Origin of the sequence: uncultured Serinicoccus sp., from assembly GCF_947487915.1 — a bacterium.
Lineage (GTDB): Bacteria > Actinomycetota > Actinomycetes > Actinomycetales > Dermatophilaceae > Ornithinicoccus.
On record NZ_CANKYH010000013.1, the window covers coordinates 58,260 to 80,492 of the forward strand.

Annotated in this window: 17 protein-coding genes; 12 read left to right on the forward strand and 5 right to left on the reverse strand. The window is 74.5% G+C overall.

Going from position 1 to position 22,233, the window contains the following annotated elements; translation table 11 throughout:
• Positions 1-32 precede the first annotated feature (32 nt).
• Positions 33-716, reverse strand: coding sequence for a glycosyltransferase family 2 protein (locus tag Q0795_RS15810; protein WP_298891275.1), 684 nt, complete (start codon positions 714-716; stop codon positions 33-35).
• Between Q0795_RS15810 and Q0795_RS15815 the strand changes: the two genes are divergently transcribed.
• From Q0795_RS15815 to Q0795_RS15835, 5 genes are all read left to right on the forward strand, one after another.
• Positions 715-1,368, forward strand: coding sequence for an acyltransferase (locus tag Q0795_RS15815; RefSeq protein ID WP_298891277.1), 654 nt, complete (start codon positions 715-717; stop codon positions 1,366-1,368). The two genes, Q0795_RS15810 and Q0795_RS15815, sit on opposite strands and share 2 nt — an antisense overlap.
• Positions 1,365-2,489, forward strand: a complete 1,125-nt coding sequence (locus Q0795_RS15820; RefSeq protein WP_298891280.1) for a DegT/DnrJ/EryC1/StrS aminotransferase family protein — start codon at positions 1,365-1,367, stop codon at positions 2,487-2,489. The genes Q0795_RS15815 and Q0795_RS15820 overlap by 4 nt, the downstream gene beginning before the upstream one ends.
• Positions 2,490-2,524: 35 nt before the next feature.
• Positions 2,525-3,496: a Gfo/Idh/MocA family oxidoreductase gene (locus tag Q0795_RS15825; protein ID WP_298891307.1), complete on the forward strand. Its 972-nt coding sequence runs from the start codon at positions 2,525-2,527 to the stop codon at positions 3,494-3,496.
• A gap of 92 nt (positions 3,497-3,588) precedes the next feature.
• Entirely contained in the window at positions 3,589-4,944 is a 1,356-nt protein-coding gene (locus Q0795_RS15830; protein WP_298891282.1) for a glycosyltransferase, read from the forward strand.
• A gap of 90 nt (positions 4,945-5,034) precedes the next feature.
• Positions 5,035-5,577, forward strand: a complete 543-nt coding sequence (locus tag Q0795_RS15835; protein ID WP_298891284.1) for a DUF1992 domain-containing protein — start codon at positions 5,035-5,037, stop codon at positions 5,575-5,577.
• Between the two features lie 102 nt (positions 5,578-5,679).
• On the opposite strand, the gene Q0795_RS15840 is transcribed toward Q0795_RS15835, so the two are convergent.
• Complete coding sequence (locus Q0795_RS15840; RefSeq protein ID WP_298891285.1) at positions 5,680-6,897, reverse strand: hypothetical protein; 1,218 nt, start codon at positions 6,895-6,897, stop codon at positions 5,680-5,682.
• A 40-nt stretch (positions 6,898-6,937) separates the two neighbouring features.
• Between Q0795_RS15840 and Q0795_RS15845 the strand changes: the two genes are divergently transcribed.
• Genes Q0795_RS15845 through Q0795_RS15855 form a run of 3 tightly spaced genes read left to right on the forward strand, consistent with a single transcriptional unit; the run spans position 6,938 to position 12,244 of the window.
• Positions 6,938-8,713 carry an ABC transporter ATP-binding protein gene (locus tag Q0795_RS15845; RefSeq protein WP_298891286.1) on the forward strand — a complete coding sequence of 592 codons (1,776 nt, stop codon included), beginning with the start codon at positions 6,938-6,940 and terminating at the stop codon, positions 8,711-8,713.
• Positions 8,710-11,103: a glycosyltransferase gene (locus Q0795_RS15850; RefSeq protein ID WP_298891287.1), complete on the forward strand. Its 2,394-nt coding sequence runs from the start codon at positions 8,710-8,712 to the stop codon at positions 11,101-11,103. The genes Q0795_RS15845 and Q0795_RS15850 overlap by 4 nt, the downstream gene beginning before the upstream one ends.
• 1 nt (position 11,104) lies before the next feature.
• Positions 11,105-12,244, forward strand: coding sequence for a glycosyltransferase (locus tag Q0795_RS15855; RefSeq protein WP_298891289.1), 1,140 nt, complete (start codon positions 11,105-11,107; stop codon positions 12,242-12,244).
• 16 nt (positions 12,245-12,260) lie between these two features.
• Here Q0795_RS15855 and Q0795_RS15860 read toward each other — a convergent pair whose 3' ends face one another.
• On the reverse strand, positions 12,261-13,058 hold the full coding sequence (locus Q0795_RS15860; protein ID WP_298891291.1) for a LuxR family transcriptional regulator: 798 nt from the start codon (positions 13,056-13,058) through the stop codon (positions 12,261-12,263).
• A 158-nt stretch (positions 13,059-13,216) separates the two neighbouring features.
• Between Q0795_RS15860 and Q0795_RS15865 the strand changes: the two genes are divergently transcribed.
• Complete coding sequence (locus tag Q0795_RS15865; protein ID WP_298891294.1) at positions 13,217-13,765, forward strand: cupin domain-containing protein; 549 nt, start codon at positions 13,217-13,219, stop codon at positions 13,763-13,765.
• Positions 13,766-13,780: 15 nt separating this feature from the next.
• Here the strand turns inward: Q0795_RS15865 and wecB are convergent, their stop codons facing one another.
• Positions 13,781-14,839, reverse strand: a complete 1,059-nt coding sequence (gene wecB, locus Q0795_RS15870) for a non-hydrolyzing UDP-N-acetylglucosamine 2-epimerase (protein WP_298891296.1) — start codon at positions 14,837-14,839, stop codon at positions 13,781-13,783.
• A gap of 106 nt (positions 14,840-14,945) precedes the next feature.
• Between wecB and Q0795_RS15875 the strand changes: the two genes are divergently transcribed.
• Positions 14,946-17,276 carry a glycosyltransferase gene (locus Q0795_RS15875; RefSeq protein WP_298891298.1) on the forward strand — a complete coding sequence of 777 codons (2,331 nt, stop codon included), beginning with the start codon at positions 14,946-14,948 and terminating at the stop codon, positions 17,274-17,276.
• Between the two features lie 394 nt (positions 17,277-17,670).
• Here the strand turns inward: Q0795_RS15875 and Q0795_RS15880 are convergent, their stop codons facing one another.
• The gene (locus Q0795_RS15880; RefSeq protein WP_298891300.1) at positions 17,671-18,606 is read right to left on the reverse strand and encodes an alpha/beta hydrolase; all 936 of its coding nucleotides are present in this window, start codon (positions 18,604-18,606) and stop codon (positions 17,671-17,673) included.
• 116 nt (positions 18,607-18,722) lie between these two features.
• Here Q0795_RS15880 and Q0795_RS15885 point away from each other — a divergent pair, with 116 nt between their 5' ends.
• Positions 18,723-20,057, forward strand: a complete 1,335-nt coding sequence (locus Q0795_RS15885) for a nucleotide sugar dehydrogenase (RefSeq protein WP_298891301.1) — start codon at positions 18,723-18,725, stop codon at positions 20,055-20,057.
• Positions 20,054-22,102: a DUF6541 family protein gene (locus tag Q0795_RS15890; protein ID WP_298891303.1), complete on the forward strand. Its 2,049-nt coding sequence runs from the start codon at positions 20,054-20,056 to the stop codon at positions 22,100-22,102. Before Q0795_RS15885 ends, Q0795_RS15890 begins: the two co-directional genes overlap by 4 nt.
• The last annotated feature ends 131 nt before the right edge of the window (positions 22,103-22,233 follow it).

Here is a 22,233-nt window from a genome sequence, read left to right on the forward strand (position 1 = left end):
CGTCATCATCGCCTCAGGCATCGACACCGGACCTACTTGAGGATGGTGTCGACGAGGATGTTGACCGAGTTCATGAGGGACTGTCCCTTGGCCCGGCTGTAGTCGGTGTAGAGCACGTGCACCGGGTGCTCGGCCCAGGGCAGCCCGGTGCGGCCCAGCTGCAGGACGATCTCGGTCGCGTGCGCCATGCGGTTCTGCCGCAGGTCCAGGCGGACCGCCGCGTCGCGCCGGAGGACCCGCAGGCCGTTGTGCGCGTCGGTGAGCTTCATCCCGGTCTGCTGGTTGGTCAACCAGACGGCCGCCTTGAGCACGAGCTTCTTCAGCAGCCCGGGCCGGGTGCGGCGGTCGAGGAAGCGGGAGCCGAAGACGATCGCGAGGTGCTCGTCCCGCGCCCGCTGCACCATCTCCGCGGCGTCCTGGGGCCGGTGCTGGCCGTCGGCGTCGAAGGTGACGAGGTATGCCGCCTCCGTCGCCTCGAGCACGTAGCGCATCCCGGTCTGCAGCGCCGCCCCCTGTCCCAGGTTGAACGGGTGCTGCACGACGACCGCCCCGGCCGCCCGCGCCCGGTCCGCGGAGTCGTCCCGCGAGGCGTCGTCGACGCAGACGACGTGCGGGAAGACCGCCCGCGCCTCGCGCAGGACGTCCTCGACGACCCGGCCCTCCTGGTAGAGGGGGATCACCAGCCAGGCGTCCTCCTGCACGGGCGTTAGAGTCATGGGTGCATTGTCCCCCACCACCCCTGATGGGAGTCCCGTGACGACACGCATCGTCGACAGTGCCGACGTCGCGCCGAGCGCGAGCATCGGCGAGGGCACCTCGGTCTGGCACCTCGCGCAGGTGCGCGAGGACGCCGTGCTGGGTGCCGGCTGCGTCATCGGTCGCGGCGCCTACGTCGGCACCGGGGTGCGGATGGGCGACCACTGCAAGGTGCAGAACTACGCCCTGGTCTACGAGCCCGCCGAGCTCGGCCGCGGCGTCTTCGTCGGTCCCGCGGCCGTGCTCACCAACGACACCTTCCCCCGGGCGGTCAACCCCGACGGGTCCCTCAAGGCGGCCGACGACTGGCAGCAGGTGGGGGTCACCATCGGCGAGGGAGCCTCCATCGGGGCCCGCGCCGTGTGCGTCGCGCCGGTGCGCGTCGGTGCGTGGGCCACCGTGGCCGCCGGGGCCGTCGTCACCAAGGACGTCCCGGACCACGCCCTCGTCGTCGGGGTCCCTGCCCGCCAGGTCGGCTGGGTCGGGCACGCCGGCCGCCCGCTGGAGCCGACCGGCGTCCCGGGTGAGTGGCGCTGCCCGCAGACGAGCGAGACATACCGAGAGAGCGACGGCGGACTGCGCCGCGCCGAGCCCGACGGAGGACAGTCATGACCGAGCAGCCGATGATCCCCGCGGCCAAGCCGCTCATCGGGGAGGACGAGCGGGTGGCGGTGGACCGGGTGTTGCGCTCGGGGATGGTGGCGCAGGGTCCGGAGGTGGCGGCGTTCGAGGGGGAGTTCGGTGCCCAGCTGGTGGGCGGGCGGACGTGCGTGGCGGTGAACTCGGGGACCTCGGGTCTGCACCTGGGGCTGTTGGCGTGCGGGATCGGGGAGGGGGATGAGGTGGTGGTGCCCTCGTTCACCTTCGCGGCGACGGCGAACGCGGTGGCGTTGACGGGGGCGCGGCCGGTGTTCGCGGACATCAGCCCGGACACGTTCACGTTGGACCCGGAGTCGGTGCGCTCGGCGTTGAGCGACCGGACGGCGGCGGTGATGCCGGTGCACCTGTACGGTCACCCGGCGGACGTGGAGGGGTTGCGGGCGGTGACCGCGGAGGCGGGGGTGCAGCTGTTCGAGGACGCGGCGCAGGCGCACGGGGCGACGTACCGGGGCTCGCCGGTGGGCAGCTTCGGGTCGTTCGGGATGTTCAGCCTGTACCCGACGAAGAACATGACCTCCGGTGAGGGCGGGATGGTGTCGTGCGCGGACGAGGAGATCGCGCGGGGGGTGCGGTTGCTGCGCAACCAGGGGATGGAGAAGCAGTACGCCAACGAGGTGATCGGGTTGAACAACCGGATGACCGACATCCACGCGGCGATCGGGCGGGTGCAGCTGACGAAGGTGGGGGCGTGGACGCAGGCGCGGCAGGCGAACGCCGCGTGGTTGGACGAGCACCTGGCCGGGGTGGCCGGGGTGGTGGTGCCGGTGGTGCGCGAGGGGTGCACGCACGTGTACCACCAGTACACGGTGCGCATCGACGGGGCGAGCGGCGCCCAGCGGGACGAGGTGGTGGCCGCGCTGCGGGAGGAGCACGGGGTGGGGTGCGGGGTGTACTACCCGACGCCCAACCACGAGCTGGTGTCGTTGTCGCGGTTCGCGCCGCCGTGGGAGCTGCCGGAGACGGCGCGGGCGGCGGCCGAGGTCATCAGCCTGCCGGTGCACCCCTCGTTGACGCCGGGCGACCTGGAGCGGGTCGCGGCGGCGGTGGAGGCCGTGGTGGGGGCGGGCGCGTGAGCGGGCGCGTGCTGGAGGAGGGCCGGCCGATCCGGATGGGCCTGATCGGGCTGGGCTCGATGGGGCGTCACCACGCGCGGGTGATCCGCGAGGTGGAGGGGATGGAGCTGGTGGCGGTCGCCGACCCGGTGGGGGACAAGCACGGGGTGGCGGGGGCGTTGTCCGTGCTGCCGGACGTGCGGGGGCTGATCGATGCCGGGATCGACGCGGCGATGGTGGCGGTGCCGACGTACCTGCACGAGGAGGTCGCGCTGGCCTTGGCGCAGGCCGGGGTGCACACGATGGTGGAGAAGCCGATCGCGGCGACGGCGGAGTCGGGGCGGCGGGTGGCGCAGGCGTTCGAGTCGGCGGGTCTGGTCGGCGCGGTGGGGTACGTGGAGCGGTGCAACCCGGCGCTGCTGGAGATGCGGCGGCGGATCGCGGCAGGGGAGCTGGGCGAGCTCTACCAGATCACGACCTCGCGGCAGGGGCCGTTCCCCGCGCGGATCGCGGACGTGGGGGTGGTCAAGGACCTCGCGACGCACGACATCGACCTCACGGCCTGGATCGCGCGCTCGGAGTACGCGAGCGTCTCCGGGCAGGTGACGCACCGCTCGGGCCGTGAGCACGAGGACATGGTGGTGGCGACCGGGCGGTTGCGCGACGGGACGATCGTCTCGCACACGGTCAACTGGCTGAGCCCGCTCAAGGTGCGCGAGACGGTCGCGACGGGGGAGCTGGGCGCGTTCGTCGCGGACACTCTGCAGGGTGACCTGACGTTCGTCGCCAACGGTGACGTGCGCAGCGAGTGGGAGCGGGCGGCGACCTTCCGCGGGGTCTCCGAGGGCGACTCCATCCGGTACGCCATCGCCCGCCGGGAACCGCTGCGCGTGGAGCAGGAGAACTTCCGCGACGCGCTGTGGGGCCGGGAGGCCGACGTCGTGTCCATGGCCCAGGGCGTGCACACCCTCGAGGTCGTCGAGGCCATCCTCGACTCCGCCGCCACCGGGCGCACCCGGGCCCTGTGACCCACCGGGCGCCGCAGATGGTTGCTCAGTCCCCCACCGGGCGTCGCCAATGGTTGCTCAGTCCCCCACCGGGCGCTGCGAATGGTTGTCGTATGAGTGACCGGGCGTCGCTCGTGGTTCTCGCAACCCGCATCTACGCGCCCGAGGCGGCGGCCGCGACCTTCCGGCTCGGTGCCCTCGTGCGTTCCCTCGCTCAGCGAACCTCGGTGCGGGTGCTCACGACCACCCCTCCGCCCGCCCTTCGGCAACCATTCGCGACGCTCGGTGGGGCGCAGGGCAACCATGTGCGGCGCTCGGTGGAGGTGGAGGGCAACCATGTGCGGCGCTCGGTCGAGATGGAGGGCAACCATGTGCGGCGCTCGGTCGAGATGGAGGGGGACGGGCGGGAGGCGCCGACCGGAGCGCCTGCGGCGACGGGCGACACCCAGGTGGACGTGCGCCGGTGGCCGGTACTGCGGGACGCGAGCGGATACGTCCGGGGCTACCTGCCCTACCTCTCCTTCGACCTGCCGCTGGCCGCGCGCCTGCTCAGCGGACCGCGGCCCGACGTCGTCGTGGTGGAGCCGCCGCCGACCACCGGGGCCGTGACCAGGGTCGCGCTCGCGGTCCGGTCGGTCCTCGGCGCGCGCATCCCCTACGTCTACTACGCCGCGGACGTCTGGTCGGACGCCACGGCCTCGATGGGCGCGCCCGCCGTCGTGACGGCCCTGATGCGCACCCTCGAGCGGTTCGCGCTGCGCGGTGCGCGCGGGGTCGTCGCGGTCAGCGACGGGGTGGCCGAGCGGGTCCGTGCGCTGGCCAGGGAGGACACCCCGGTCACCGTCGTGCCCAACGGGATCGACACCGACGTCTTCACCCCCGACGGCGAGCCGGCGCAGGAGGCGCCGGGCACGGCATACTTCGTGTATGCCGGGACCGCCTCGGAGTGGCAGGGCGCCGAGGTCTTCGCCGAGGCCATGCGGCAAGTCGTGTGGGAGGTGCCCGGGGCGCGGCTGGTCTTCCTCGGGCAGGGCTCCTCGTGGCCCGAGCTGCGGCGCATCGCGGGCGAGCTGCCCGAGGGAGCGCTCGAGCTGCGGCCCCTGGTGCCGGCGGCCGAGGCGGCGGCCTGGTTGCGCGGCGCGGCCGCCGCCCTGGTGAGCGTGCGTCCGGGCGTGGGATACGACTTCGCCTATCCCACCAAGGTCGTCGCCGCCCTCGCCTGCGGGACACCGGTGGTCTTCGCCGGGCCCGGGCCGGCCGCGGCGGACGTCCGGGAGCACCGGCTGGGCGCGGCCGTCGAGCACGACGCCGTGGCGGTGGCGGAGGCGATGGTCCAGGCGCTGCGGGCCGGGCCGGACGAGCCGGAGCGGGCGCGCCGCGTGGCGTGGGTGCGGGAGCACCGCAGCCTGGCGGCCACCGGCGACGGCGCGGCGGCCGTGGTGCTGAGGGTGCTCGGTCGGTCGCGTTGATGAGTATCGGGCCGAGCACCGACGTGAGACGCTGAGGGTGTTCTCGCCCGCGCGGAGCCCCGCGGGCGGACCGCAGGAAGGAGTGGGCCGATGAGCAGATGGGGACGGCCGGGGGAGCGGCCGGGCGCACCGCAGGCGGAGGAGGAGCTGCGTGAGCAGCTCGCGGAGCACGAGGAACGCGGCCGGGGGGCACCCGGCGACGGACCGCGACGCCGTCCCTCCGCCGCGACCACCGCACGCGCCGTGCACTCCTGGGTGGACCAGACCATCGAGCAGGCACAGCGCCAGGGGGCCTTCGACAACCTGCCGGGGGCCGGCAAGCCGTTGCGGGACGTCGACACCCGCGCCGAGCCCGACTGGTGGGTCAAGGACCTCGTCCGCCGCGAGCAGCTCGACCTCTCCGGCGCGATGCCCGGGGTTATGCAGCTGCGCCGGGAGAAGGCCACCTACCCCCAGGCCCTGCTCGCCCTGCCCGACGAGGCGGCCGTGCGGGCCCGGGTGGAGGACTTCAACGAGCGGGTCCTGGCCGACCGCCGGCGCCCGCACGTCGGCCCGACCTCACCGCCGGTCGTGGGGCGGCTCGACGTCGAGGAGATGGTGCAGCTCTGGCGGCGGGCCCGCGCGGGGGAGTGACCGTGAAAGTGCTGCCGGGGCGAGGATTCCGCAGTCAGGGTGGTCGAGCCGCCGGGTGACCGTGGAAGTGCTGCCGGGGCGAGGATTCCCCGGTCGGCGGCGTCAGGTCGAGAGCAGCACGCGGTCGAGGACCTCGGCGGCGTGGGCGCCGTCGTGGTGCCGGCGCGCCCAGGCGGGACCCCGCGCCGCCAGCCCGGTATGCCGTCCGCGATCCTCCAGCACCCTCCGGAGCACCTCCTCGAGGGTGTCGGGGTCGGCGTCGAGCACGGGCACGACCCCGTCGCCGCCGTGCTCCCGGTCGGCCTGCGCCATGCGGTCTCGCACCCCCGGCGCCAGGTGCGCCACCGCCAGTCGTCCGGCGGCGAGGGTCTCGGCCAGCAGGACCCCGGGGTTGCCGAGCACGACCTGGTCGACGACGACGTCCGCGTCGCCCACGAACGCCGCCATCTGCGCGTGCGGCACCCCGGTGAGGCGGCGATACTCCACGAGCCCGGCGGACTGCATACCCTCCAGCACTCGTTCCACCGCGTCGGTGCCCTTGAGCCGCGGGTTGGACGGCGCGTGCAGCACCACCGGGCGCGGCCTGGCCAGCACCGGCGCCCCGGCCGCCTCCGCGAACCGCTCGACCTCGACGACCAGCGGCAGCCACGTCGCCCCGGGCAGGACGTCGAGCAGGTCCGGGGTCGAGACGAGCACCGGGCCGGCGTAGTCCGCGAGCTCGCGCCGGTTGCGGTCGACGACGGCCTGCAGCGTGCGGAGGTAGTCGTCCCAGGGGCCGTGGAACGGGCTGTGCGCGTAGGCCTCCGCGTGCCCCCGCAGGTCCCGGATCTCGCTGCCGTGGTAGAGCACCGCGTGCCGGATCCCGGCGGCCTCCAGCGTCGGCACGTCCGCCAGCATCGACCCGGCGTGCAGGTCGCCGAGCACCGGACGGCCGGACTCGAGGACCACGTGCGTGGCCTCGCGCAGTACCCGCGCCCCGTGGATCTCGCGGACGTGCCCGCGCTGGGCGAGCGCGGACATCTCGTGGTCGGCGGGGTAGCGGAAGGACCCTGCGGTCGCCGCGCGGTGGGCCACGAGGTTCTGCGCCGCCACCCCCGGCAGGTGGCGCTCGGCGGCGCGCGCCCAGGCATACGCCTGCCCGGCGGTGTTCCACGGCCCGAGGTAGAGGCGCCGGTCGGCCGTCGGCATCGGCGCGAGCGCCCGCAGCTCGACGTCCGCGCGCCGCCGCACCGGCAGGGTCGTGACCTCGCGCACCGGCGCGGGCAGCAGCGCCAGGCCGCGCCAGGCGAGGCGGCGCAGGCGGTTGACGGGGGAGGCCACGCCCGCAGCCTACGATGGGGCGTATGAGGAGGCCGCCCGCGTGATCCGCCTGCTGCGGGCGCTGCGGCGCCTCCTGCCCCTCCTGCCACCGAGCACCCGGTGGTTCCTCATCGGGTATGCCGTGGCCTCCAGCGTCCTCGCCGTCGTCGACATCCTCGCGCTGTCGCTGCTCGCCTTCACCCTCGCCCCGATGATCCAGGGCAACCCGGTGCAGCTCCCGGTCCTGGGCGCCGTCGCCCCGGACCGCTACGCCTGGCTCCTCGGGGCCATCTGCGCGCTCGTCGTCGTCAAGGGGCTGGCGACGGTCGCCCTGCAGTGGGCGGTGGCCAAGCGGCTCGCGGCCTACGACCTCGTGATCGGCGACCGCCTCTTCGGCGCCTACATCCGCGCGCCGTGGACCGAGCGCCTCAAGCGCAACACCTCCCAGCTGGTCCGCCTCGCCGACGTCGGCATCGCCAACACCACGACCGGGCTGCTGCTGCCCGCCGCCTCGCTGCCGGCCGAGCTCGCGACCTTCGCCGCGGTGCTCGTGGTGCTGCTCGTGGCGCAGCCGGTCACCGCGGTGGTCACCTTCGCCTACCTCGGTGGGCTGGCCGTCCTCATGTATGTCGTGATCTCTCCCCGCGCGGTCGTCGCCGGTCGGGTGGGCCGCGACTACTCCTTCGTCGTGGCCGGGCTGATGACGGAGATGATGGGCGCGCTCAAGGAGGTGACGCTGCGCGGCAAGGCCCAGGAGGTCGCCGACGAGGTGCACGCCAACCGGGTGCACGCGACGCGGGCCCGCTCGCACCTGATGTTCCTCAACACCGTGCCCAAGTTCGTCACCGACACCGGGCTCGTGCTGGGCTTCGCCATCGTCGGGGGCGTGGCCTACCTGCTCGGCGGGGCGCAGCAGGCCTTCGAGGCGATCGCGCTCTTCGCGGTGGCCGGGATGCGGATGATCCCGAGCGTCAACCGCTTCCAGTCGATCATCACCCAGACGGCGTCGACGCTGCCGCACGCGGAGGCGGTCATCACCGACATCCGGGACGCCCAGGGCTACGTCGACGCGGCGGAGCAGCTGGGCCGCGAGCCGCTGCCGGAGCACCCGCGGCTGCTGGCGCTGCGCGAGGTGTCCTTCTCCTACCCCGGGTCGGCCGAGCCGGCCCTGCGCGGGGTCGACCTCGACGTGCCGCTCGGCTCCTCGGTCGCGGTGGTGGGCGCCTCCGGGGCGGGCAAGTCGACGCTCGTCGACGTGCTGCTGGGCCTGCTCACCCCGTCCTCCGGCGAGATCCGGGTGGACGACCGGCCGCTGCCGGACGTGCTCGGCGCGTGGCGCTCCCGGGTGGGCTACGTGCCGCAGGAGGTCAACCTCTTCGACGGCACCATCGCCCAGAACGTCGCGCTGACCTGGGGTGACGACATCGACGAGGCCGCCGTGACCCGGGCCCTGGAGCGGGCCCAGCTGCTCGAGCTGGTGACCGAGCGAGGGGGCCTGGGGACCCGGGTGGCCGAGCGCGGGCTGGCGCTCTCCGGCGGGCAGCGCCAGCGCCTGGGCATCGCCCGCGCCCTGTATGCCGACCCCCTCGTCCTCGTCCTCGACGAGGCGACCTCGGCGCTGGACACCGCGACCGAGGACGCCGTGGCCCGGGCCATCCGCGACCTGCACGGCCAGGTGACCGTGGTGGCGGTCGCGCACCGGCTCTCGACGGTCCGGCACAGCGACCAGGTGTGCTTCATGAAGGACGGCACGATCGTGGCGCGCGGGAGCTTCGACGAGGTCGTCGCGGCGCACCCGGAGTTCGCGACCCAGGCGCGGCTGTCGGGGCTGGCGTGAGCGCCGTCACCGGCGGGTTGCCGGGCGTGGACGTTGACGTGGTGGTGGCCGTGCACGACCTCTCGCGACCCGTCGAGCGGGCCGTCGCGTCGGCGCTGCGGGGGGCGGACCTGACCGGCGTCGTCCCGGGCGGGCACCGGGTGCGGGTCAGCGTCATGTGCCACGAGCTCGACGCCGAGGCGGTCCGTCGTGCCGTGGCCGGGCGCCTCGAGGAGGACGTCGCCGACACGGTCGGGGCCCACACCCGCTTTCTCGAGGTCCGGGACGGGCTGGGCAGCCCGTCCGGCCCCTTCAACGCAGGTATCGCCGCCGCCACCGGACAGTACGTGTGCATCGTCGGGAGTGACGACTGGTTCGCCGACGGGGCGCTCGGCAGCTGGGTCTCTCGTGCCGACCGGCTGGGGTCAGACTGGCTCATGGCCCGGTTGGAGACCCAGGACGGTGAGCACGTCGCGACGCCGCGCGTCCGGCCGGGACGCACCACCGAGCTCGACTTCGTGCGGGACCGGCTGGCCTACCGCACCGCGCCGCTCGGGCTCCTGCGCCGGGATGCGCTCAACGGTCTCGGGCTGCTGCCCGGTGACGGGACCGGTCCGCTCACCCCGGGCATGCGCACCGGGGGCGACGTCCTGCTCTCGCTGCGGCTCAGCACCTCAGGGCTGCGGGTCGACTACGCGTCCGACCTGCCCGCCTACGTTATCGGCACCACCGGGACCGACCGGATCACCGAGGCGGTGCGGCCGATCACCACCGAGCTGACGGCGCTCGCCCACCTGCTCGACGAGCCCTGGGTGGCTGCGCTCCCCGAGGACGTGCGCCGGGCGCTGGCGGTCAAGATCCTGCGCATCCACGTCCTGGGTGCCGTCCGCCGCCGCACCTCTCCGGTGTTGTGGGAGCCGGGTGAGGCGGCCACCGTGCAGGGCCTGGTCCGCCGCTGCCTCGGCCTCGCCCCCGGCGTGGGGCGGGCGCTGCACCGGGCCGACGAGACGCTGGTGCGCGACATCGCGGCGGCCCGCGACGTCGACGACCTGGCGGGTGCTGCCGAGCGGCGGGGGAAGGCCGGCCGCCTGGACATCCTCCTGACCTCCGACCCGCTCGCCAACCTCGACCGGGAGTCCACCGTGCGGGCGCACGCCGCCGCCGCCCTGGCCACGGCGCTCCCGTCCCTCGGTCGTCCCGGCAGGGGCGGGCCGTCGACCACCCGGCCCGACGCGCGGCCGCTCGTCGGGGCCACGACCGGGCGCCCGCTCGACGGTCTCCGGGTGCTGGTGCTGGCCTTCAGCCCGCTCACCGGCGACGCCAGGGTGCTCAAGCAGGTCCGGCACCTCGTGGCGGCGGGTGCCGAGGTCGTGACCTGCGGCTACGGCCCGGCGCCGGACGGGGTCCGGGCGCACGTCGAGGTGCCCGCCGGGACGACCAACGCGCTGGACGGCCGGCTCATCACCGCCCGCGCCTACCGCGCCGCCTACTGGGCGCAGTCGGCGACGCGCTGGGTGCGTCGACGGATCACGCCGGGGTCGGCCGACGTCGTCGTGGCGAACGACACCGACACCCTGCCGCTGGCGCACGCGTTGCGGCCGCGGCTCGGCGTGCAGGCCGACCTCCACGAGTACTGGCCGCTGTGGCGCGAGGAGTACCCGGGGTGGAAGGCGCGCATCGGCCCCTACCAGGAGTGGATCTGCCGCACCCAGCTGCCGAGGGCGCGCTCGGTGACGACGGTCAGCGACCGCATCGCGCAGGAGTACACCCGGCGCTTCGGGGTGCGGGTCGAGGTCGTCACCAACGCCACGCCGTATGCCGTGCTCGCTCCTGGCCCCGTGGGTGCACCGCTGCGACTGGTGCACACCGGTGCGGGGCTGCGCAGCCGGGCGATCCACGTCATGGTCGAGGGAGTCCTGGCCGCCGCACGCTCCGGTGCGGACGTGACCCTCGACCTCTACCTCACCCTGAACGACCCGCCCTACCTGGCCGAGCTCCGCAGGTCGGCAGAGGAGTCCGGGGGCGTGGTCCGGGTGCACGACCCCGTCCCCTACGACCAGCTCATGCGGACGCTGAACGGCTACGACGTCGGCATCTTCGTCCTGCCGCCGGTGAACTTCAACTACGCCAACGCCCTGCCCAACAAGGTCTTCGACTTCGTCCAGGCCCGGCTCGGCGTCATCGTCGGTCCCACGCCCGACATGGCCGACCTGGTGCGTGAGCACCGTCTGGGCGTGGTGGCGGAGGGCTTCGACACCGCCGCGGTGCGCGGCGCGGTGCTCGCCGCGGTCGGCTCGGACGTGGCCGCCTGGAAGCAGGCCTCCCACGCCGCCGCCGCGGAGCTCTCGGACGCCCGTCAGTCCCGTCGGTGGGTGGAGGCCATCGGTGGCTGGGTCGCGGACGGTGGCTGAGGTGCGCGACCCCCGTCCCCGGCTGCTCATCATGGCGTGGAGCACGCTGCGCTCCGACGCCCGCGTGCTGCGGCAGATCTCACTGTTCTCCGGGCGCTACGCGGTCACCACCCTCGGCTACGGCGAGGCTCCCGACGGGGTCGTCGAGCACCTGCGCCTGCCCGACGACGTCGTCTCCTGGCACAAGGACCGCCGGCTGCTCGTGCAGCGGCGGTTCGAGACGGCATACCGGCGGGCCCCGGTGACCCGGGCCGCGGCCGCGCTGCTCGCTGGGCAGCCGCGCTTCGTCGTCGTCCTCGCCGACGACATCGACACCCTGCCGCTGGCGCTGGACCTGGCGCCGACCGGCGGCGTGCACGCCGACCTGCACGAGTACCACCCGCGCCAGAACGAGGAGTCGTGGCGCTGGCGGGCCTTCGTCGCGCCCTACTACCGCTTCCTGGTGCGTCGCTACGGCCCGCTGGCGGACTCGGTCACCACCGTCGGCGAGGGGATCGCCCGGGAGTACCGCCTGCGCTTCGGGCTGCGCGCCGGCGTCGTCGTCAACGCCCCGCAGTTCGTCGACCTCGAGCCCGGGCCGGTCGGCGAGCCGCTGCGCCTGGTCCACTCGGGCAACGCGCAGCGGCACCGGCTCGACGTCATCCTCGAGGCGATGGAGCTCGTCCGCGGGCCGATGACCCTCGACCTCTACCTCATGCCGAACGACGAGGCCTACCTCGCGCAGCTGCGGGAACGGTATGCCGCGTCCGACCGGGTGCGGATCCACCCACCGGTCGCGCCGCACGAGCTGCCGGCGACGCTCAACGCGCACGACGTGGGGGTCTACGTGCTGCCACCGGTGTCCTTCAACCACCTGTGGGCGCTGCCCAACAAGGTCTTCGACTTCGTGCAGGGGCGGCTGGCGCTGGTCGTCGGGCCGAGTCCGGAGATGGCCGCGCTGGTGCGGCGGAACGGGCTGGGGGTGGTGAGCCCGGACTTCACCGCGCAGGCGCTGGCGGACACCCTGGACGGTCTGGACGCCGAGCGGGTGGCCGGCTACAAGGCGGCCGCCCACGCGGCGGCCGGCGCGCTGTCCGCGAAGCAGCAGGTGCGCGGCTGGCAGCGCGCCGTCGACACGCTGGCGGCCCGGGTGGGTGGCTGAGGGGCGCTGGGGGCGTTCAGTCCAGGGGGCCCAGGCCCTGGGAGCTGGCCACCAGCTGCGCGACGGCGGCGGCCCGCGAGGAGACCCCCAGGGTGGCGTAGATGTGCATGAGGTGGGTGCGGACGGTCCCCTCGGAGATGCCGAGGGCGCGGCCGATGGCGTGGTTGGTCAGCCCCTGGGCCGCCAGCTCGAGTACGGCGCGCTGGCGGGGCGTCAGGGCCACCACGCCGTTCCCGGCCTGCCGGTGGCGGGCCGCCTCGGCCCGGTGGAAGGCGAGGAGGAGGTGGGGACGGAGCAGCTCGAGCAGGAACCGGTCGTCCTCGTCGAAGTCCGGTCCGTCGAGCCGGATGCACAGCAGGCGCAGGGTGCGGTGGACAGACCCGCGGCCCCAGACCGTCATCATCTCGAACTCGACCGGGTCGCCCTCCTCCTCCCGGTAGAGGGGGGTCTCGTGCCACTGTCGCCGGGTATACGTGTCGGAGGTGAGGTGCACCCCCGACAGGTCCGCGGTGCGCTCCGGCAGCGAGCAGCTGTGCCCCCAGTAGTGCTCCCAGAAGCCCAGCTCCGCCGGGTCGTCCGGGTCGGGGGCCACGAGGCCGCCGCCGCCGTCGTGGTCCACCCCCTGGAGGAAGTGGTGGCGACGGCGTGCGCTGTCGAGGTCGTTGAACGCCACGACGTCACAGTGCAGCAGGCGACGTATCCCCTCCAGGAGCGGCAGCGGCAGCCCGTCGCCGGGTCCGTCCTGCTGCAGCACCTCCCTCAGCTGCCACAGCTCGTCGAGCGTCCGCACCCTCCGGGAGACCGGGGCCGACATGACGTCCTCCTACCGTCGCTCACCCTCCACTGTGCCAGCCCCGGCGCAGGCCCGCCACGGGTGAGCGGGCATACGAGGAACGTCGTATGTCGCCGCCGACCCGGCCGCGGCATCGTGGTGGAGGTCACAACACCACCCCGCAGGACAGAGGAACGACCATGATCTCGACTACCTCGCGACGCATGACGCTGGCTGCCGTCACGGCGGTCGCCGTGGGCTGCGGCCTGCTCGCGTCCACCGGTGCTGCCGCGGGCGGCAGCACGACCCCCGCCACGGGCGGTGCCACGGCTCGACCCGGGCCGACGGTCACCGTGCTGGCCAGACACGCGGACTTCCCGGACGACATCGCGGTGCAGATCCGTCGCAAGCTGGACGAAGGGCCCACCCGGGTGCTCAACCTGCGCGACCCGGGCCACATCGTCGTCGCCCGTGTCGAGCTGGCGCCCGGTGCCGGGTTCCCGTGGCACTACCACCCCGGACCGGTCATCATCTCGGTGGCGGAGGGCGACCTGGTCTACCAGCAGAGCACCGACTGCAGGGAACGCGAATACGGCCCGCAGGAGGCGCTCGTGGACCCGGGCGACATCATCCACACGGCCTGGAACGACGGGGACGTGCCGACGGTCCTCTATGCCACCTTCTACGACGTCCCGGCCGGGGGCGCGCCGACCATCCCGACCAACCGCCAGTCCGGGTGGTGCGACTGAGGCCCGCTCAGGTGGTCAGCGGTCGAGGAGCGCCTGCAGCACCGCGGCGGCCGCGTGACCGTCGCCGTACGGTGCGGCGTCGGTCGGCTCGGGTGCCGGACGAGACGCCGCCTGTGCGACGGCCGGGCCTGGTTCGACGAGGACGTTCCAGCCCAGCTCGACCGTCTCGACCCACTCGGTCTCCGTGCGGACCGTGGTGCACGGGGTTCGCAGCGCGAAGGCCTCCTTCTGCAGGCCGCCGGAGTCGGTGATGACGCCGCGTGCGCGGCTGACCGCGCCCACCAGCCGGGGGTATGCCAGGGGCTCCCGGGTGGTCAGCGCACCACCGTCCAGGTCCAGGCCGTGCTCGGTCGCCCTGGCGCGCAGCCGCGGGTGGGCGAGCAGCACCACCGGGTGGTCCACCTCCTGCAGGGCGGCGACGACCGCGGCCAGCCGGGCGGGGTCGTCGGTGTTCTCCGCGCGGTGGATGGTGGCGAGGGAGAAGCCGCCGGACGGCATACCGAGCTCCTCGAGGACCTCGTCGGCGTCCACCAGCTCGTCGCGCACCCGGTGCAGGACGTCGATCATGACGTCGCCCACGACCACCGTGCGGGCGCCGAGCCCCTCGGTGGCCAGGTGGTCCCGGGCGACCTGGGTCGGGGCGAGCAGCAGGTCGGCGGCATGGTCGGTGAGCACGCGGTTGTGCTCCTCGGGCATGCGCCGGTTGAACGAGCGCAGCCCGGCCTCCAGGTGGGCGACGGGCACGTGCAGCTTCACGGCCGACAGCGCACCGGCCAGCGTGGAGTTGGTGTCGCCGTAGACGAGCACCCAGTCGGGGCGCTGCTCTGCCAGCACGGCGTCCATCGCGGCGAGGATCGACCCGGTCTGCACCCCGTGGGTGCCTGAGCCGGCGCCCAGGTGGACGTCCGGGTCCGGGATGCCGAGGTCGCTGAAGAAGACGTCGGAGAGCATCGCGTCGTAGTGCTGGCCGGTGTGCACGATGACGTGCTCGACCCCGCGGGCGGCGCACTCGCTCGCGATGGGCGCGAGCTTGACGAACTGCGGGCGGGCCCCGACGACGGAGAGGATCTTCACCCGTCCGACTCTAGCCAGCGGTCCTCCGGGGGTGGAGGAAGGCGCTCGTGGCGGTCGGTGGCAGGCGCGGCGGAGCGGTGGTCGCCCCGCGGGATAGCGTGCGGGTATGCGCGTCCTGGTCGTGACCACGTGGTTCCCGACCGCGGCGTCCCCGTCGACGGGGGTCTTCGTCGCGCGCGACGTCGCCGCCATCGCCGACCGTTGCGAGGTCGTCGTGCTGCACCTCGTCGCTCCCCACCTGGCCGACCCAGCCGATCTGGCCGACCTGGCCGACCCGGCCCCGGGGGCAGGTGGCGGTGCGGGGGCCGCGGGGCCGGCGGACGGCATACCCGTCGAGCAGTTCGTGATGGACCCGCGGCGGCCCGACCACGTGGCCCGCGCGGCGCGCCGTATCGCCGACCTGGAGCAGGGCGCCGACCTCGTCCACACCATGGCGGTCTCGGCGCTGCTGCCGTTCGCGGCGCGGCGGCCCGACCGGCCCTGGGTGCACACCGAGCACTGGTCGGGGCTGGGGGCGCCGCAGACCCTCTCTGCGCCGCTGCGGCTGGCACGCCACGCGGTGCGCCCGCTGCTGGCCCGCCCGGACGTGGTGGCGGTCGTCGGCCCCGACCTTGCCCGTGAGGTGCGGCGGCTGCGCCGGGGTCCGGTGCGGGTCGTGCCCAACATCGTCACCGCCCCGTCGGTGCTGCGGCCGCGTCGGGAGCCGGCCGCCGGCCTGCGCGACCGGGACTCGCTGCGGCTCGTCGCCGTCGGCGGGCTCATCCCGCGCAAGGACCCGGTCACCGCCGTGCGTGCGACCGCCGAGCTGCGCGCGCGGGGGATCAACGCGCAGCTCACCTGGGTCGGGGAAGGCGTCCTGCGGGACGAGGTCGAGCGCGAGGCGCAGGCCCACGACACACCGCTCGAGCTCCCGGGAGCGCTACCGCCGGGACAGGTTCAGCAGGTGGTGGGGGAGGGCGACGTGTTCCTGCTGCCGACCCGGGCCGAGACGTTCTGCCTCGCCGCGGCCGAGGCCCTGGCCGCCGGGCGACCGGTCGTCGTCGGCGACGTGAGCGGGCCGCGGGAGTTCCTCGCCCCGCCGAGCGGGGAGCTCGTGCCCCCCGGCGCCCCGACGTCGGACTGGGCGGACGCCGTCGAGACGGTCTGGGCCGCGAGCGCCGGGCTCGCCGCGGAGGACGTGGCGGCGCCGGTCGTCGAGAGGTTCGGCCGACAGGCGTATGCCGACCGCGTCGAACGCGTCTACGCCGAGGTGCTCCCTGGAGGGGCCGGCGCGCGGACGGTCGGCCGGGGTGTGGGTGACCGAGCGGTAGCGGGGCACCGGCGTGCGGACGGCCCGGCGCCCGTCGTCGACGTGGTGGTCGCCGTGCACTCGACGCGCCGCCAGGTCGCCCGCGCGGTGCGCTCGGTCCTGGACGGCTCGGCCGACCTGCCGGTGCGGGTCAGCGTGGTGGCACACAACCTCACCACCGTCGAGACCGCCGACCTGCTGCCCTCCGACCTGAGGGAGGACCCACGGGTCCGGGTGCTTGAGGTGAGCGACGGCATACCGAGCCCGAGCGGGCCGTTCAACGCCGGGATCGAGGCGGCCAGCGCGCCCTGGGTGTCGATCATGGGCTCGGACGACGCGCTCGCGCCGGGTGCGCTGCCCGGGTGGCTGGAGGCGGCGGCGGAGCACGACCCGGAGGAGCCGGTGGTCGTGCTGCCGCCGGTGCGCGTGGCCGGCAGACCCCTGCCCACCCCGCCGGTGCGGCCGGTCCGTGGTCGGGGCCGGGTCGACCTGGTGCGCGACCGGCTGAGCTACCGCTCGGCGCCGCTCGGGCTCATCTCCCGCGGCGCGCTGCGCCTGCCGGGGGCGCGGCTGCACCCCGGTGCCCGGGTCGGGGAGGACCTGCCGATGATGACCGCGTTGTATGCCGCCTCCGAGGTCCTCCTCGCGACCCGGGCACCGGCCTACCTCGTGCACGACGACGCCCCTGACCGGATCACCTCCGACCCCCGGCCGCTGCGCGACCAGCTGCTCACCGCGGACGTCCTGTGGGACCTGCCCTGGATGACGCGGCTCACGGTGGCGCAGCGCCGCGCGGTCGGCACCAAGGTTCTGCGGATCCAGGTCTTCGGCGCCATCCTCACCCGACCGGACCCGGCCTGGTGGACCCTGCGGGAGCGGGACGAGCTGGCCCGGGTGACCCGGCGCGTCCTCGACGCCGCCCCCGGGTGCGCCGACCCGCTGAGCCTCGCCGACCACGACCTGCTCGCCGCCGCGCTCGACCCGCAGGTGCCGGTGTCCCGGCTGCTCGGGCTCGCCCGCAGCCGGCGACGCCACGGCGCCCCGCGCACGCTGCTGCCCGGTGACTGGCGGCACGCGCTCGACCCCGAGGCGCCGCTGCGGCTGATGTCCGCCTCGCTGTGGGCGTCCCAGCCGCTGCGCCGACGCTGATTCCCCGCGGGGCCCGTGTGGTTCGACCGCGCGTCCGTCGCGCACGGCACCACAGCCCGGACGACGAGCCCACGCCGTGCGGGATGGGACTGTGCGCGGTGGTGGCCCTCTGGGGGCCATGAGTGCGCACGGTGGGCCTGGACGGGGTGCGGCCTGGGGAGGTCGCGGCTGTTGGTGATACGGCTGTGTGCGGTGGTGGCCCTCTGGGGGCCATGAGTGGACACGGTGGGCCCCGCGGGGGTGGGGCCTGGGGAGGTTGCGGCTGTTGGGGGGATGGCTGTGTGCGGTGGTGGCCCTCTCGGGGCCATGAGTGCGCACGGTGGGCCTCGCCGGGGGTGCGGCCCGGGGAGGTCGCGGCCGCTGGTTCTCCTGCTCGGCCGGCGCCCGACCGGCCCTACGGCCCGTCCGCTGCGGGGAAGCGGGCGTCCAGCCAGGCGACGAGGGCGGCCTCGACCTCGTCGCGGTTGGTCTCGTTGAAGACCTCGTGCCGGGCGCCGGGCCAGATCCGGACGCTGACGTCCCGCATCCCGACGTCGCGGAACATCGCGGCGACCTCCTCGGTCCCGACCGCGCCGCCGACGGGGTCGACCTCGCCGGCGACCAGGTGCACGGGCAGGTCCTTCGGCATCTGCGCGGCGACCGGGTGCTGGCTCACCCACCGCAGACCGGTGAGCAGGTCGCGGTAGAAGCCGGCCGAGGCGACCGCCCCGGAGAGCTCGTCGGCCTCGTAGGCGTCGACCTGGGCGGTGTCGCGCGTGAGCCAGTCCGAGCGGGTGCGGGTCGGCCGGAAGCGGGCGTTGTAGGGGCCCATCGTCAGCGTCGTCATGAGGTGGCTAGGGGCGCGGGGACCACGCAGCCGCGCCTCCAGCGAGGCCACCTGCAGCCCCAGCCAGGCGGTCAGGCCGGGCGGACCGGCGGTCCCGGAGAGCACCAGGGCGGCGAGGTGGTCGCCGTAGCGCGCGGCGTAGGCCCGCGCGAGGAAGGAGCCCATGCTGTGCCCCAGCAGCACCAGCGGCACCCCCGGCAGGTCCCGCTCGATCTGCTCGCCGAGCGCGTGCAGGTCGTCGACGACGGCCGCGAAGCCGCCCTCGTCACCCAGGTGGCCGAGCAGGCCGTCGGTGACGGTATGCCCGTGCCCCCGGTGGTCGGGGGCGTAGACGGCATACCCGTGCTCGGTGAGGAGGCGGGCGAGGTGGTCGTAGCGCGCGGCGTGCTCGACCATGCCGTGCGCGACGAGGACGGCGGCCCGGGGCGGGCCCTTCGGCGTCCATCGGCTCACGTGCACCGCGGTGCCGTCCGGGGCGGTCAGGCTGAAGGTGGAGTCGGCCATGGACCGATGATGGACCACGACCCCGGTGCCGCGCTCGGGCAGGCGGTCGCCCCGGGGAGGCCCGGCCCCCACGTATCCTGATCGCGCACGTCCCCACCCCGACGGAAGAGGCACGGATGAGGATCGCGGTCGTCGCGATGGGCAAGATCGGGCTGCCCCTGGCGGTGCAGTTCGCGGACGCGGACCCGGCGCACGAGGTGGTCGGGGTGGACGTCAACGCGGCGACGGTCGAGGCGGTCAACGCCGGGCGCGAGCCGTTCCCCGGGGAGGCGCACCTGGCGGACCAGCTCGCCGAGCTCGTGCCGGCCGGGCGGCTGCGCGCGACCGCGGACTACGCGCACGCCATACCGGGCGCTGACGCCGTCGTCGTGGTGGTGCCGCTGTTCGTCGACGAGCAGACCGGCGTCCCGGACTTCGCCTGGATGGACGCCGCGACCGCGAGCCTGGCGGTGCACCTGACCCCGGGCACGCTGGTGTCCTACGAGACGACCCTGCCGGTCGGGACCACCCGCGGGCGGTGGAAGCCGATGATCGAGGAGCTCTCCGGCCTGACCGAGGGTGACGAGGACGGTTTCCACCTGGTGTTCTCCCCCGAGCGGGTGCTCACCGGGCGGGTCTTCGCCGACCTGCGCCGCTACCCCAAGCTCGTCGGCGGCCTCACCGAGGCCGGCGCGGCGCGCGGCACCGCCTTCTACCAGTCCGTCCTCACCTTCGACGAGCGGTCCGATCTGGCCCGTCCCAACGGGGTGTGGGACCTGGGCAGCGCGGAGGCGGCCGAGATGGCCAAGCTCGCCGAGACGACCTACCGGGACGTCAACATCGGGCTGGCCAACCAGTTCGCCCGGTTCGCCGACACCGTCGGCATCGACGTGCACCAGGTCATCGAGGCGTGCAACTCCCAGCCCTACAGCCACCTGCACCAGCCCGGCATCGCGGTCGGTGGCCACTGCATCCCGGTCTACCCGCGGCTCTACCTGTCCACCGACGCCGACGCGACCGTGGTCCGGGCGGCCCGCGAGGCCAACGCCGCGATGCCGGACTACGCCGTCTCCCGGGCCGAGACGCTCCTGGGCTCGCTGGAGGGCCTGCGGGTCCTCGTGCTCGGCGCGTCCTACCGGGGCAAGGTCAAGGAGACCGCCTTCTCCGGCGTCTTCGCGACCGTCGAGGCGCTGCGCTCCCGCGGCGCGCAGGTGCTCGTGCACGACCCGATGTATACCGACGAGGAGCTCGCCGCCTACGGCTGGACCCCCTACTCCTGGGCCGCGGGAGAGCCGGGCGACCCCGTCGACGTCGCCATCGTGCAGGCCGACCACCCCGAGTACGCCCGGCTCGGCGCCACCGACCTGCCTGGGCTCCGCCTGCTGCTGGACGGCCGCCGCGTCACCGACCCCGACCGCTTCACCGGCGTCCCCCGCCTCACCATCGGCGGAGGGGAGCAGCCCGCGTCATGACCGGCGGAGTGGGCTGGGGGGAGGTCGTCCCGTGCATCCTCCTGCTGGCGGTCCTGTGGGTGCTGCCGGGATATGCCGTGCTCCGCGGCCTCGGTGCGCGCGGTCTGCTCGCGCTCGGCGCGGGTCCGGCGGTGACCACGGGGCTGGCCGGGGTGCTCGCGATCGGCTACGCCCTCGTCGGGCTGCCGTGGACCCTGCTGACCTTCGCGCTCGGCGCCCTGGTCGCGGTCGTGGTGGCCGTGCTCCTCGGGACCGTCCTGGGCACGACCCGGCACCCGTCCGGGGTGACCGTCGCGGGGGAGCGGGCGCTGCGGCATACCGAACGCGGCTGGCTCGCGCTCACCTGGCTGCTCGGTGGTGGCGTCCTCGCGGCGGCCATGATGACCGGGATGGGGCGGGCCGACCAGCCGCCCCAGGCCTGGGACGCGGTCTTCCACCTCAACGCGCTCTGGTTCGTCCGCGAGACGGGCGACGCCAGCTCGCTGGGCGGGCTGGCCCCGATGTACGCCGACAACGCCGCCCCCTTCTACCCCGCCGTCTGGCACTCCCTGGTCGCCGTCGCTCCCGGGTTCGAGGGGGTCACCGAGGCGGCCAACTCCAGCTCGCTGGTCCTCGGGTCGGTCGTCTGGATCGCCGGGCTCGTGGCCCTGGCCCGGGTCGTGTGGCCGGCGCGCGCGCTGCCGACGATCCTCGTGCCGGTCCTGGCGGCGACCTTCGTCACCTTCCCCGCCGTCGCCGTGTCGATGCTGGCGGTGTGGCCGTTCGCCCTGTCCACCGCGTGCCTGCCCGGCACGATCGCGCTGCTGGTCGCGACCTTCCGCGGGGTGCTGTCCTGGCGGATGCACCTGGCGCTGGGGATCGGGCTGGCCTGGGCCGTGGTCGGCGTCGTCCTCGCGCACCCGTCGGGGCTCTTCAGCCTGGCGCTGCTCGCGCTGCCGCTGCTCACCGTGCTGCTCCTGCGCCAGTTGCGCCGGCAGTTCCGGCTGGGGCGGCGGGCCGGTGCGGTGACCGCGGGTGTCGCCTGGGTGGTGCTCGTGGGCGGCGCGGCCGTCTTCTTGCTAACCTTCCCGCCGGTGCTGGCGATCATGGACTACCGCCGCGGCGGGCAGGAGTCCTACCTGCCGGGCCTCGCCTCGCTGGCCATCGACCACCCGCTCATCTACGTCTACACGATCACCTCGGTCAACCTCGTGACCACGCTGCTCGTCTGGCTGGGGATCGGCCTGGCGCTGCGCTGGCGGCACGCCCGGTGGCTCGTGGTCTCGCTGGTCGCCGCGGTCGTGCTCACCCTGCTCGCCGCGGGCCCGCCCGAGCAGCCGCTGCGGGTGCTGTCCGGGTTCTGGTACACCCAGGCCTCCCGCATCAACCAGCTCGTGCTCGTCCCGGCGGTCCTGCTGGCGGCCGGGGCCGGGGGCTGGCTGGCCGGTCGCCTGTCGCGGGTGCTGCGGGTCCGCGTCGAGTGGGTCGCCGCCGGGCTGGTCGTGGCGCTCGTCGTGCTGACCTCGGGGTTGCGCTGGACGAGCCAGGTGCAGGTCATGGCCTCGACCTACACCGCGAGCCCGATCGCCTGGGGGACGATCCTGGAGCCGGAGGAGGTCGCGATGATCGACCGGGCCGCGCAGACCCTGCCCGAGGACGCCGTCGTGCTCGGCGAGCCGGTCGCCGGCTCGCCCTACCTGCTGCACCGGGCCGGGGTCGACGTCGTCTTCCCCCAGCTCAGCCCGATCCCGGACAGCCCCGAGCGCGACATCCTCCTCGACCGCTTCGACCGGTGGGCCGTCGACCCCGAGGTCTGCGAGGCGGTGCGCACGATCGGGGTCACCCACGTGTATGCCGACTCCCTCACCTTTGAGGACCCCGCCAACGCCAAGTGGGAGGAGACCTCGCCGGGGCTGCGCAACCTCGACCCGGACGGCGGGTTCGGCAGCGGCGCCGACCCGCTCGGCCGGGTCGACACCCCGGCCACCGAGCGGGCCGAGGAGGCGTGGACCCTCGTCGACGAGGGCGGCCACGCCTCGCTGTGGGAGTTCACCGGCTGCTCCTGACCCGAGGGAGCGCCTGGCGCCCGTAGCGTCGGTGAGGTCGGAGGTGCTGGTCATCCCCACCGAGCGCCGCGCATGGTTGCCCTCCACCCCACCGAGCGCCGCGCATGGTTGCCCTCCACCCCACCGAGCGC

Bases quoted from the DNA above. Each gene is read 5' to 3' on its own strand.
- Q0795_RS15820 (WP_298891280.1), top strand. From the start codon at position 1,365: ATGACCGAGCAGCCGATGATCCCCGCGGCCAAGCCGCTCATCGGGGAG.
- Q0795_RS15890 (WP_298891303.1), top strand. From the start codon at position 20,054: ATGACCGGCGGAGTGGGCTGGGGGGAGGTCGTCCCGTGCATCCTCCTG.
- Q0795_RS15815 (WP_298891277.1), top strand. From the start codon at position 715: ATGGGTGCATTGTCCCCCACCACCCCTGATGGGAGTCCCGTGACGACA.
- Q0795_RS15885 (WP_298891301.1), top strand. From the start codon at position 18,723: ATGAGGATCGCGGTCGTCGCGATGGGCAAGATCGGGCTGCCCCTGGCG.
- Q0795_RS15825 (WP_298891307.1), top strand. From the start codon at position 2,525: ATGGGCCTGATCGGGCTGGGCTCGATGGGGCGTCACCACGCGCGGGTG.
- Q0795_RS15865 (WP_298891294.1), top strand. From the start codon at position 13,217: ATGATCTCGACTACCTCGCGACGCATGACGCTGGCTGCCGTCACGGCG.
- Q0795_RS15835 (WP_298891284.1), top strand. From the start codon at position 5,035: ATGAGCAGATGGGGACGGCCGGGGGAGCGGCCGGGCGCACCGCAGGCG.
- Q0795_RS15810 (WP_298891275.1), bottom strand. From the start codon at position 716: ATGACTCTAACGCCCGTGCAGGAGGACGCCTGGCTGGTGATCCCCCTC.
- Q0795_RS15880 (WP_298891300.1), bottom strand. From the start codon at position 18,606: ATGGCCGACTCCACCTTCAGCCTGACCGCCCCGGACGGCACCGCGGTG.
- Q0795_RS15860 (WP_298891291.1), bottom strand. From the start codon at position 13,058: ATGTCGGCCCCGGTCTCCCGGAGGGTGCGGACGCTCGACGAGCTGTGG.
- Q0795_RS15830 (WP_298891282.1), top strand. From the start codon at position 3,589: ATGAGTGACCGGGCGTCGCTCGTGGTTCTCGCAACCCGCATCTACGCG.
- Q0795_RS15875 (WP_298891298.1), top strand. From the start codon at position 14,946: ATGCGCGTCCTGGTCGTGACCACGTGGTTCCCGACCGCGGCGTCCCCG.